13 protein-coding genes are annotated in these 11,735 nt (G+C 63.0%); 10 read left to right on the forward strand and 3 right to left on the reverse strand.

All coding sequences use genetic code 11. The features are described from left to right. Positions 1-408: zinc-binding dehydrogenase (locus EOA60_RS05130; protein WP_164899191.1), on the forward strand; the 408-nt coding region annotated here is incomplete at its 5' end. A gap of 6 nt (positions 409-414) precedes the next feature. Continuing rightward, complete coding sequence (locus EOA60_RS05135) at positions 415-1,401, forward strand: lipid A biosynthesis lauroyl acyltransferase (RefSeq protein ID WP_095825652.1); 987 nt, start codon at positions 415-417, stop codon at positions 1,399-1,401. 141 nt (positions 1,402-1,542) lie between these two features. On the opposite strand, the gene EOA60_RS05140 is transcribed toward EOA60_RS05135, so the two are convergent. Beyond that, a complete protein-coding gene (locus tag EOA60_RS05140) occupies positions 1,543-2,373 on the reverse strand; it encodes a hypothetical protein (protein ID WP_095801920.1) in 831 nt (276 codons plus the stop codon). 203 nt (positions 2,374-2,576) lie between these two features. Then, the gene (locus EOA60_RS05145; protein WP_066999783.1) at positions 2,577-3,008 is read right to left on the reverse strand and encodes a L,D-transpeptidase; all 432 of its coding nucleotides are present in this window, start codon (positions 3,006-3,008) and stop codon (positions 2,577-2,579) included. Between the two features lie 255 nt (positions 3,009-3,263). Here EOA60_RS05145 and EOA60_RS05150 point away from each other — a divergent pair, with 255 nt between their 5' ends. The 5 genes from EOA60_RS05150 to EOA60_RS05170 all read left to right on the forward strand — a co-directional run bounded on the left by EOA60_RS05150 (position 3,264) and on the right by EOA60_RS05170 (position 9,596). Beyond that, positions 3,264-4,541, forward strand: a complete 1,278-nt coding sequence (locus tag EOA60_RS05150) for an acetylornithine deacetylase/succinyl-diaminopimelate desuccinylase family protein (RefSeq protein ID WP_095825653.1) — start codon at positions 3,264-3,266, stop codon at positions 4,539-4,541. A 115-nt stretch (positions 4,542-4,656) separates the two neighbouring features. Then, positions 4,657-6,135 carry an ABC transporter substrate-binding protein gene (locus EOA60_RS05155; protein ID WP_095801922.1) on the forward strand — a complete coding sequence of 493 codons (1,479 nt, stop codon included), beginning with the start codon at positions 4,657-4,659 and terminating at the stop codon, positions 6,133-6,135. Positions 6,136-6,163: 28 nt separating this feature from the next. After that, positions 6,164-7,111: an ABC transporter permease gene (locus EOA60_RS05160; protein WP_127335184.1), complete on the forward strand. Its 948-nt coding sequence runs from the start codon at positions 6,164-6,166 to the stop codon at positions 7,109-7,111. Then, positions 7,108-7,977, forward strand: a complete 870-nt coding sequence (locus EOA60_RS05165) for an ABC transporter permease (RefSeq protein WP_095825655.1) — start codon at positions 7,108-7,110, stop codon at positions 7,975-7,977. The genes EOA60_RS05160 and EOA60_RS05165 overlap by 4 nt, the downstream gene beginning before the upstream one ends. Then, complete coding sequence (locus tag EOA60_RS05170; protein WP_095825656.1) at positions 7,974-9,596, forward strand: dipeptide ABC transporter ATP-binding protein; 1,623 nt, start codon at positions 7,974-7,976, stop codon at positions 9,594-9,596. Before EOA60_RS05165 ends, EOA60_RS05170 begins: the two co-directional genes overlap by 4 nt. 15 nt (positions 9,597-9,611) lie before the next feature. Here EOA60_RS05170 and EOA60_RS05175 read toward each other — a convergent pair whose 3' ends face one another. Continuing rightward, entirely contained in the window at positions 9,612-10,037 is a 426-nt protein-coding gene (locus EOA60_RS05175; RefSeq protein ID WP_066999766.1) for a TerB family tellurite resistance protein, read from the reverse strand. Between the two features lie 112 nt (positions 10,038-10,149). On the opposite strand from EOA60_RS05175, the gene EOA60_RS05180 reads away from it, so the two are divergent. From EOA60_RS05180 to EOA60_RS05190, 3 genes are all read left to right on the forward strand, one after another. Next, positions 10,150-10,935, forward strand: a complete 786-nt coding sequence (locus tag EOA60_RS05180) for a TSUP family transporter (protein ID WP_067329380.1) — start codon at positions 10,150-10,152, stop codon at positions 10,933-10,935. Between the two features lie 52 nt (positions 10,936-10,987). After that, the gene (locus tag EOA60_RS05185) at positions 10,988-11,158 is read left to right on the forward strand and encodes a hypothetical protein (RefSeq protein ID WP_082954093.1); all 171 of its coding nucleotides are present in this window, start codon (positions 10,988-10,990) and stop codon (positions 11,156-11,158) included. A gap of 91 nt (positions 11,159-11,249) precedes the next feature. After that, a partial coding sequence (locus tag EOA60_RS05190) for a DUF6597 domain-containing transcriptional factor (protein ID WP_348632702.1) occupies positions 11,250-11,735 on the forward strand: 486 nt, incomplete at its 3' end.

An 11,735-nucleotide genomic window follows, 5' to 3' on the forward strand; every position in this document is an offset into this window, starting at 1 on the left:
GCGCTTGGCGCCGACCATGTCATCAACTATCGCGAGGATCGCTTCGAAGGCGTGGTGCGCAAGCTGACGAAGAAGAAGGGCGTCGATGTCGTGTTCGAGCATGTCGGCGCCGACACCTTTGCCGGCTCGATGCTGTGCCTGAAGCGCGGCGGCCGCCTCGTCACCTGCGGCTCGACCTCCGGCGTCTCGACGCAGGTCAATCTGATGCAGCTTTTCCAGCAACAGCTGAAGCTGCTCGGCTCCTTCGGCTGCCGCATGGAGAACATGGCCGATGCCATGCAGAAGATGGCGGCCGGTCTCGTCGCGCCCGTAATCGACACCGAAGTCGGCTTCGACGACATCGACGCCGCGCTGAAGCGCATGGAAGGCCGCGACGTCTTCGGCAAGATCATTCTTCGCGTTTCCTAAGACAAGATGGTCGGCAAGGTACTCAAGAAAGCCCGCCGGGACTTCATGTTCCGCTATGGCCGGCGGCTACGCCAAATGGAGCACTGGCTGGTGGCGCGGCTTGCCATGGCGATCATCGGCCTGCTGCGCCTTTTGCCGCCTGACAGCGCGCTCAACTTCGCCGACCGCGTCGCCCGCCGCATCGGGCCGATGGTCGGACGGCACAGGGTAGCCGTCAACAATCTGCGCCTTGCCTATCCGCAAAAGAGCGATGCCGAAATCGAGGCCATCGCGTCCGACATGTGGGGCAACATGGCCCGGCTTGCCGCCGAATACATCTTCCTCGATGCCCTCTTCGATTTTGACCCGAATGCCGCCAAGCCGGGCCGGGTCGAGGTCAGCGGTATCGAGCATTTCGTCGAAATCGCAGGCGAAAAGAAGCCGCACATCCTGTTCACCGGCCATCTCGGCAATTTCGAGCTTTTGCCGGTCGCCGCCGCCACCTTCGGCATGAACATCACGGCACTGTTCCGCCCGCCCAACAATCCCTACCTTGCCGACTACATCCACTCGACACGCCGCTCGAGCATGGGAGGCCTGCTGCCGTCCTCGACCGGCGCATCGTTCGCCCTTGCCGCCATCCTGGAAAACGGCGGCAATATCGGCGTGCTGGTCGATCAGAAATTCACGAACGGCGTCGAGACGACCTTCTTTGGTCGCCCCTGCCAGAGCAATCCCGTGCTGGGGATGCTCGCCCGCCACTATGACTGCGATGTCTATCCGGCGCGCTGCGTCAGGCTGCCGGGAAACCGTTTCCGATTGGAAATCGAAGACAAGCTCGACTTGCCGCGCACCGAAACCGGCAGCGTCGATGTTCACGCCACCGCGCAGCTGCTCGCCGACGTCGTTGAGCGCTGGGTGCGCGAGGATCCCGGACAGTGGATGTGGTTCCACAAGCGCTGGGAGATGAGCGGCCGGCGACGTAAGCGGCGTGAGCGGGCCAAGATCAGCTAAAGCGGCCCAGAACGTTCAGATCGCTTTCGTCTGGATCAAACGCTAAACCGCTAGGAGATAACTTTCTGCTAGCCGTGTTGCGTGCCATGCGCAACGAAGGGCCGCGAGGACTAAGTCCACGCGGCTCCAGGTTCTGCTGTCTCAAAGCGGAGCGGGGATGGTGAAGTTCGGCCGGAACGTATCCATCGTGGCACCGTTGCGATCCTCGGAAAGCAGTGTGTCCGAGCCGAAGCTTGCCCGCAGGCCAACCACGTATTTGTGGATGTTCACGCTGCCTGAAGCCTCCGAGATGGTCAGGTGATCCAACTGGTAGCGCCCGAATACCGACCACGGCGTCCCATCGAACCTGTATGTAGCCTGCAAGGCGGCTGTGACAGTATCGAGGTGGCCACCATCCGCGGAAAGCCTCGAGAACCCGAGTTCGCCATCGAAACGGAGATTGTCCTGGGCGAAGAAGCGCACCACTCCACGGCCGCCCCAGTTGTCCAAATGCTCCGAAAAGCCGCTGGCCCGCAACTGGCCATAATAAATTTGGCCGTAGATCGTCACGTTGCCGAAATAGGCCTGTGCCTCCGGGCCGACGGTGAAAGTGTAAAGGTCTGCGTCACCGATGCCGTTATCGCCGCCAAATCCGTTTATCGTAGCAAATCCACCCAGCGCATATGAGCTCGGATCACGCCAGTAACCGTGGATCGCACCGCCGTAGCTGTAGATGTTCGTGCCTTCGACCCAAAGCGAATCGATCACCGCGTCGGTCTGGATGTTCCAGCGGGCGTCGATCGGGAAATTCACCCGAACGGCGCCGCCGGCAGTCGTGCCATCCGAGTCGTCCCCGGGGGTCGCGAAATAGAGACCTCCGAGATAGATTTCGCCATAACCTGATATATGCGGCTGCGCGAGTTCCTGGTCCAGAAGAACGGGTGCATCGGCAGCAAAAGCCGAGGTTGCGGTTGCCGCGATCGCAGCGCTCAATAGAAATCGATACATTAAAGTCCCCAAGCAGCCAGAACAACGCTTCGTACTTACCACTGCGCCGTCATGCAAACCAGCTCCGGCGATGCTCACGCTAGTATAAGCTGCTTGTTTTTGAAGCATGTGCGGCATTGCTGCAACGCTCCGAGCAGGCGCAGCCATCAAATGCTGCCTGCGGCCTAGGCAGCCCTCTCCGGCCCGTTTCAATCGGTGACGACGATTCGCGTGTTGCCGTAGCCGGCTTCCTTCACCATCGAATAGAAAGTCGCGGCATTGGCCGTATGCAGGCGCACGCAGCCATGCGAGGCCGGACGCCCGAGATATTTCACGGCGCCGGTGCCGTGAATGGCGTAGCCGCCGCGGAAGAACACCGAATACGGCATCGGCGAATTGTCATACTTGCGCGAGTACCACATCCGCGCGGTCCATTGCGGCCGGTAGCTGCCGCGCGGTGTGAAGTAGCCCCTTCGGGCCGTCGATACATTCCAGCGATACAGCACCTGGCCGTATCTGCTGACGGTCATCGTCTGCGTCGAGACGTCGATATTGGCGACCAGCGAAGCCGCCCGGCTTGCGATCGAAGTGCCGAGCAACGTGGTTGCCAGCACGGCCGCCATGAGGCTGGATTTTTTCATGCGATGAACCCCTTCGATTGCCCCCTGCCATCACGTGGTCTCTTTTCCATCATTTTCGCCGGCAGGTGCGTTAAGTACCACACACTCCTTGACAAATTCGCCAATTCGATTTCGCGAATTTGAATGATTTCCCGTCATAGTTGCTGGGCCGCCGCCCACTCTCAACGGTTTAAGCGCGAGCCTGCCCTCAATCATTGTCCGGCAACCGCGAAAGGCAGCTTGCAAAAGCGCCGCGTTGCTTCTTCAATCAGCAGGATGAATGAACGACTCCTCCGGGCCGTCGATGACCGGGTCGACGACCTGATCGCGCTGACCGCCGAGCTCATCCGCTTTCCGACCGTCAATCCGCCCGGCGAGGCCTACCGGCCATGTGCCGAGTATCTTGGCGCACGCCTCAAGAAGCTCGGCTTCGAAACCGGATTCATTCGCGCAGAAGGCACGCCCGGCGACACCGACCGCTACCCGCGCGTCAATGTCGTCGCCCGCTTCGACGGCCGCTCGCCCGGTGCCTGCGTCCATTTCAACTCGCATATCGACGTGGTCGAGGCCGGCGAAGGCTGGACCGTCGATCCTTTCGCCGGCCTGGTGAAGGAAGGTAGGGTCTACGGCCGCGGCGCCTGCGACATGAAAGGCGGGCTGGCGGCTTCTGTCATTGCCGCCGAAGCCTTCATGGAGGTCTATCCCGACTTTCCCGGCGCCATAGAGATATCCGGCACGGTCGACGAGGAATCCGGCGGGTTCGGCGGCGTCGCCCATCTGGCGAAGCTCGGCTATTTCTCGAAGCCGAAGGTCGACCACGTCATCATCCCCGAGCCGCTGAACAAGGACCGCATCTGCCTTGGCCATCGCGGGGTCTGGTGGGCCGAGATCGAGACCAAGGGCGAGATCGCGCATGGCTCGATGCCGTTCCTCGGCGACAACGCGGTGCGCCATATGGGTGCCGTCGTGCAGGCCTTCGAGGACGAGCTTTTCCCGGCGCTCGACCGCAAGGTGACGCGCATGCCGGTGGTGCCCGAGGGCGCCCGGCGCTCGACCATGAACATCAATTCCGTCCATGGCGGCCAGACCGAGGATTTCCGGCCGGGACTGCCCTCGCCCAACGTGCCGGATTCCTGCCGGCTGACCATCGACCGCCGCTTCCTGCTCGAGGAAGACCTCACCACCGTCAAGGGTGAAGTCACCGGCATCCTCGACCGGCTGAAGCGCGAGCGAGAAAAGTTCGACTACGAGATCCGCGACCTGATGGAGGTGCTGCCGCTGATGACCGAGCGCGACGCGCCGGTGGTGAAAGCCGTCGCCAAGGGCATCATGGAAATCTTCGACCGCGAGCCGGAATACGTCATTTCGCCCGGTACCTACGACCAGAAGCATGTTGCCCGCATTGGCCAGATCTACGACTGCATCGCTTATGGCCCCGGCATCCTCGATCTCGCGCATCGGCCGGACGAATGGGTGAGCATCGCCGACATGGTGGACGCGGCCAAGGTGATGGCGATCGGCCTCGACGTGCTGCTGCGCGGTACGACCGGCTGATCGGGAAAAACATTTCGCTTGGCGCCACCCGGCAGCACGAAACGCAATTTACTCACAGGCCAAATCACGCTTCTATCCGCTGGGCTTGTCCGTTTGACCGCATGGGAGTTCGGCAATGAGATTGTGGAAGACCATTTTGGCCGCCGCTGTGCTTACTTTCGCGGCCGCCACGTCGGCATTTTCGGCCCGTACCGACCTCGTCATCGGCATTCCGCTCGAACCCCCGCATCTCGATCCGACCGCGGGCGCCGCCGCCGCCATCGACGAGGTGCTCTACGCCAATGTCTTCGAAGGTCTCACCCGCATCGGTCCGAACGGCGAGGTGATCCCCGACCTTGCCGAAAGCTGGACCATCTCGGATGACGGCAAGATCTACACTTTCAAGCTGCACACCGGCGTGAAATTCCACGACGGCAGCGATTTCAGCGCCGACGACGTGAAATTCTCTCTCGACCGTGCCCGGGCCGACAATTCGGTCAACGCCCAAAAGGGGCTGTTCGCGCAGATCGACAAGGTCGATGTCGTCGATCCGGCGACGGTGAAGGTCACGCTGAAAAACCCGCAAGGCTCCTTCCTGTACAATATGGGCTGGGGCGACGCGGTGATGGTGTCGCCGAAATCGGCCGACACCAACAAGGAAAAGCCGGTCGGCACCGGCCCCTTCAAGTTCCAGAACTGGGCCAAGGGCTCGTCGATCACGCTTGTGAAGTCGGATAATTACTGGGGTGCCCCGGTTGCGCTCGACAAGGTCGAGTTCCGCATCGTACCCGACGCCGCCGCCGCCGTGCCGGCGCTGCTTTCGGGCGACATCCAGGCCTTCCCCTTCTTCGATCCCGACAGCGTCTCTCAGGTCAAGGACGATCCGCGTTTCAAAGTGGTGATCGGCTCCACCGAAGGCGAGACGATTCTTTCGATCAACAACAAGAAGCCGCCCTTCGACAAGCTCCAGGTGCGCCAGGCCATCTCCTTCGCGCTCGACCGCAAGGCGATCATCGACGGCGCCTCGGCGGGCCTGGGAGTGCCGATCGGCTCGCATATGTCGCCCGCCAACAAAGACTATGTCGACCTCACCGGCCTCTATCCGCACAATGTCGACAAGGCCAAGGAACTGCTGAAGGAAGCCGGCCTAGAAAAAGGCTTCAAGGCGACGCTGAAGCTGCCGCCGCCGTCCTATGCGCGGCTTGGCGGCGAGATCATCGCGTCCGAGCTGCGCGATGTCGGCATCGATCTGGAGATCATCCCCGTCGAATGGGCGCAATGGCTGGATCAGGTCTTCACCAAGAAGGACTACGACCTCACCATCGTCTCCCACACCGAGCCGAACGACATCGATATCTATTCGCGCAAGGACTATTACTTCAACTACGACAACCCGGCCTTCGATGCCATCATCGCCAAGCTCAACCTGACCTCGGACGAGGCGAAGCGGAAGGAGCTGCTGGCAGAGGCGCAGAAGATCCTCGCCGACGACGCCGTGGTCGGCTTCCTTTACGAGCTGCCGAAGGTCGGGGTCTGGGACGCGAAGCTGCAGGGCCTGTGGGAGAATGCACCGATTCAGGCCAATGACCTTACCAAGGTGAAGTGGACGGATTGACGCCGGCGCGGTCGCCTGATCGCCTCCCATGGCCACCTATCTCCTCAAGCGCCTCATCATCGCGACCATCACGCTGGTGCTGGCCTCGATGGTGGTGTTTGCGGTGATGGAAATCCTGCCTGGCGACCCGGCGCGCCTGATGCTGGGCTTCAACGCCAGCGCCGACCAGGTCGAGCTGTTGCGCAACCAGATGGGCCTGAACCCGCCGCTTGTCCTGCGCTACCTGCACTGGGCGGGCGGGTTGCTCAGTCTCGATTTCGGTCGCTCCTACACCTATTCGGTTCCCGTCATCGACCTCGTGGGTGAGCGCGTCGTCGTTTCCCTGCCGCTGGCGCTAATCGCGCTGGCGCTGTCGACCGTCATAGCCATTCCGGTCGGGGTGTTTTCCGCCGGCCGCCAGGGCCGGGCCGGCGACACATTCGCCATGGGCGCTGCCCAACTCGGCGTTGCCGTGCCGAATTTCTGGTTCGCGCTGATGCTGATCTATCTCTTCGCCGTCTGGCTGCGGCTGGTGCCGGCGGGTGGGTTTCCTGGCTGGGGCGCCGGGATCTGGCCGGCCGTGAAATCGCTGCTGCTGCCGGCGGTGGCGCTGGCGCTGCCGCAGGCGGCGATCCTGGCGCGCGTCGCCCGCTCGGCGCTGATCGAGGTGCTCAACGAAGACTATATCCGCACCGCCCGCGCCAAAGGCCTGCCCTACCGCGCCGTGCTCTGGCGCCACGCGCTGCGCAACGCCATGATCCCGGTGCTCACCATTATCGGCCTGCAATTCGCGTTCCTGCTTGCCGGCACCATCATCATCGAGAATGTCTTCTATCTGCCGGGGCTTGGACGGCTGGTTTTCCAAGCCATCACCCAGCGCGACCTGATCGTCGTCGAGAGCGTCGTCATGCTGCTGGTCGCCGCCGTGATCGCCGTCAATCTGCTGGTCGACTTCTCCTACGCCGTTGTCGATCCGCGGCTCAGGGGCCGGCAATGATAATGCGCGTCGACCTGCCCGAGGAAACGCTTGCCGGGGTTCTGGCCAAAGCCTTCGGCAACCGCTCTTTTCTGATCGGCTTCGCCATCACGCTGCTGGTGGCCGCGATTGCGCTGCTCTCCTTTGCATGGACGCCCTACGACGTCACCAAGCTGGTCATCGCAGACAAGACGCAGGCGCCCTCGTGGACGCATTGGTTCGGCACCGACCATTTCGGTCGCGACATCCTTTCGATGATCATGGTCGGCGCACGCAACTCGATCGCGGTAGCGCTGGTGGCGGTCGGCATCGGCATGGGCATCGGCGTGCCGCTCGGCGCCTTCGCGGCGGCGCGGGGCGGCCTTGCCGACGAGGCGCTGATGCGCATCAACGATCTCGTCTTCGCCTTCCCGGCACTACTGTCGGCGATCATGATCACCGCCATCTTCGGGCCGGGCGCCGTCAACGCCATCATCGCCATTGGCATCTTCAACATCCCGGTCTTCGCGCGCGTCGCCCGCGCCGGCGCCTTGGCGATCTGGCCGCGCGAATTCATCCTCGCCGCGCGCGCTGCCGGCAAGGGCATGACGCAGATTTCTGTCGAGCACATCCTGCCCAACATCGCGACGCTGCTGCTGGTACAGGGCACGATCCAGTTTGCGCTGGGCATCCTCGCCGAAGCGGGGCTTTCCTATGTGGGCCTGGGCGCGCAGCCGCCAATGCCGAGCTGGGGCCGCATGCTGTTCGACGCGCAGACGCGGATGGTGACGGCGCCGTGGATGGCAATCTTTCCCGGCATGGCGATCATCGTGACCGTGCTTGGGCTCAACCTGCTCGGCGACGGCATCGCCGACATCCTCGATCCGAAATCGCGGCGGCGGCGATGAGCCTGCTCCAGATCGAGAACCTATCGCTTGTCATCGGCGGAACGCGGATCCTGAAGCAGGTCGAGCTTGCGATTGCGCCTGGCGAGGTGGTCGGCCTGGTCGGCGAATCCGGTTCCGGGAAATCGATGACGGCGCTGACGATCATGAGCCTGCTGCCGCATCTAGCTCAAACCAGCGGACGCGTCACTTTCGACGGCATCGACCTCCTTGCAGCGAGCGAGGACCAGATGTGCGCGCTGCGCGGCGACGACATCGGCATGGTTTTCCAGGAGCCGATGACGGCGCTCAATCCAGTCAAGACCATCGGCGAGCAGGTGGCCGAGGGCATTCGCTGGCACACCAGGGCGGGCCGCGCCGAGGCCGAGGATCGCGCGCGAAAAATGCTCGACCGTGTCGGCCTGCCGGAAGCCAAGTTCCCACTGTCGCGCTACCCGCATGAGCTCTCCGGCGGGCAGCGCCAGCGCGTCGTCATCGCCATCGCCTGCGCGCTGAAGCCAAAATTGCTGATTGCCGACGAGCCGACCACGGCGCTCGATGTGGTGCTGCAGGCGCAGATCCTCGACCTGCTGCGCGATCTGGTCAGCGAAAACCGCATGGGCCTGCTGCTCATCTCGCACGACCTTGCGGTAGTGACCGAGATGGCCGACCGCCTGACCATCCTGCGCGGTGGCGAAGTGATGGAAGCCGGCGACACCGCGCGCACGCTGTCGGCACAACACCACCCCTACACGCGCGAGCTGGCGCTGGCTTCCATGCATGTGCCGGCGCGGCCCAAAAAACACCTTGCCGGTTCGGCAAAGCCGCTGCTCGAAGTCGAAGGCCTGAGCCGCGACTATCCGGGTCGGCGCAAATCCTTGTTCCGAGCGGCAGAGCCAATCCACGCCGTCGACGATGTATCGCTAACCATCGAGCCGGCCCAGTCGGTAGCCCTCGTTGGCCGTTCCGGCTGTGGCAAATCCACGCTCGCCCGCATGATCCTGGCATTGGACAAGTCGACGGCGGGCTCAATCCGCTTTCGCGGCCAAACCATCACCGGCAAGTCAGAGGCCGAGCTGAAGCCGGCCAGGCGCGACATGCAGGTTGTCTTCCAGGACCCTTACGGCTCCTTCGATCCACGCCAGAAGGTCGAGAAGCTGGTCGCCGAGCCGTTGCATCTTCTCGAGACCCAGCCGTCGAAAGCCGAGCGGCGCGAGATGGTCGCGCATGCGCTGCATGAGGTCGGACTCGGCCCGCGCGACATGGACAAATATCCGCATGAATTCTCGGGCGGCCAGCGCCAGCGCCTATCGATCGCCCGCGCCATCATCACCCGCCCGAAACTGGTCGTCGCCGACGAGCCGGTCTCGGCGCTGGATGTCTCGATCCGCGCCCAGATCCTCGACCTCTTCGCCGAGCTTAACCAGAAGCTCGGCATCGCCTATCTGTTCATCACCCATGACCTGACGGTTGCCCGCGCCATGTCGGACGAAGTGCTGGTCATGCATGAGGGCAAGATAGTCGAGCGCGGCAGGACGGCCGATGTGCTCGACAGCCCGCGCTCGGAAGCCGCGCAGGCGCTGGTCGCGGCGGCGCCGGACCTTCACCGTGCGATCGCGCGACGCATGCAGGAACAAGGGTAAGCCGCGAGCCCGCGCTCAGCCCTCCGGTTTGACCAAATCCACCGGGCTGATGTCGAGCAAGTCGAGCGTGCGACGCAGCAGCTTCACCTCGCTCTCGGCAAGCTTGGAATCCGCCTTCGCGATCTCGGCCATGTGGCGCGCAAGCAGCTTTCGCCGCTCGACATCGAGGTCGCGGAACAGCGCGATCGCTTGTGAGCCGTTGGTCTCGTAGCCGTAGTCGTTGAGATATTCGACGACGCTGTCGATCGAGGCTTCGGGAATGCCGAAGGCTTCCTTGCAGATGTGCCGGAAGGCGACCATCTCGCTCTCCGACACCGCGCCGTCGGCCAGGATCATCCGGAACAGCATCAGAAGCTCGGCCGACAGCACCGGATCGTCCGCTACCTTGCGCACGCCCGGGTCGCCGTCGAAGATCGAACGTATCTGGTCGAGCAGCGCCATCGCCGTAAGCCTCCCCTTGCGATTCCGTTGAAATTGTTAGCGTGGAATCGGTCTTGCGCAAACTGTCTAAGCATGATGGAAGCAGCCGTCCCCCGCCTTGACCCACAGCCCGATGATCGACCTTACCTTGCAGACTGTCTTCATGCTCACCGCTGCCGCTTTCGCGGCGGGCTTCGTCGACTCGATCGCCGGCGGTGGCGGCCTGATCACCATCCCGGCGCTGCTCCTGGCGGGCTTCTCTCCGGTGGCAGCGCTCGGCACCAACAAGCTGCAGGGCATGTTCGGGTCCGGCTCGGCCACGATCCACTATGCCGCGAACGGCCAGGTCGATTTGCGCCGACAATTGCCTTCCGCACTGCTGGCCCTTGTTGGCGGCGCCATCGGCGCCCTGCTGGCGACGATCGTGCCCGGCGACTTCCTGCGTGCCCTTTTGCCGGTTCTCTTGATCGCGATCGCTCTATACTTCGCGTTCAAACCCAACATGAACGACGTTGACCGCGCAGAGCGTCTGTCACCGCTCCTATTCGGCCTAACGGTTGTGCCTGCCATCGGCTTGTACGACGGTCTGTTCGGCCCAGGCACGGGCTCGTTCCTTATGCTCGCCTTCGTCAGCCTTGCCGGCTATGGTCTGCTCAAGGCGACCGCGCACACCAAGCTGCTCAATTTCGCCTCCAACATCGGCGGCTTCGTCGTCTTCGCCGCCGTCGGCGTCATCGACTGGAAGATCGGTCTGATGATGGGTGTCGCCCAGTTTCTGGGCGCCCGCCTCGGCGCAGGCCTCGCCATCAAAATCGGCGCAAGACTGATCAAGCCGCTGCTGGTGATCGTGTGTGTAGCGCTGGCGGTGAAGCTGCTTGCCGACCCGGCCAATCCCCTACGCCAACTCATTGGTGTGTGACTGTCCTGCTGGTAGAATTCGGGTGTTGCGAATCATGTTGGAGGGACCAGACATGAATCTTAGTGCGCCCACGCAGATCGTGTTCATTATTTCGTTGGTCATCGCCGCCATCGGCCTTCTCGCCGCTCTCGGCCTTCTTGCGTTCATTCCTCTCGCGTCGGTGTGGATCATGCTCATCGCCTATGTCGTGCTCGCCGGCGGCTGCCTGATGCGCGGCGCCTAAAGCAATCCAGGAAAAGTGTGGAGCAACTCGGAGCGCCCGGCCCTGCCGGGCGCTTTTGATTTTTGCGAGCGTGTTCTGCTAGGCTTGCGGCATGTCCGACGAGACGGAGCGCCATCGGGAGGATACTCGCTCTCCCGCCCTCCATTCCGAGATGGTGCGGCGCAAACCCGCCGCCCCGCTCGCAGGCATCGTCACGGATATCTGCGGCTATCGGGAAATATTGCCCGGCCATTTCCGCATGGTCGAATATGCCTCGCTGACCGTACCCCTGGTGATCAGCTTCGCCGAAGCCTTCGCCATCGGGCTCGGCCGCAGCCCGGGCGACAACGATCGCTACGCCAGCTTCGCCGCCGGTCTCTATGCCGGCCCGGTCATGATCGAATCCTTCGGCGCCGCCTGCTGTGTCCAGGTCAATTTCACGCCGCTTGGCGCCAGGCAATTCTTCGGCCTGCCGATGAGTGAGTTGCGCGACCGCATGGTCGGGTTGGACGATGCGATGGGCTTTGATGGCATCGCGCTGCGCGAACAGCTCGGCGAAGCGTCGGATTGGGACAAGCGCTTCGACATTGCCGAGGGT

Source organism: Mesorhizobium sp. M1A.F.Ca.IN.020.06.1.1, from assembly GCF_004023265.1.
Lineage (GTDB): Bacteria > Pseudomonadota > Alphaproteobacteria > Rhizobiales > Rhizobiaceae > Mesorhizobium.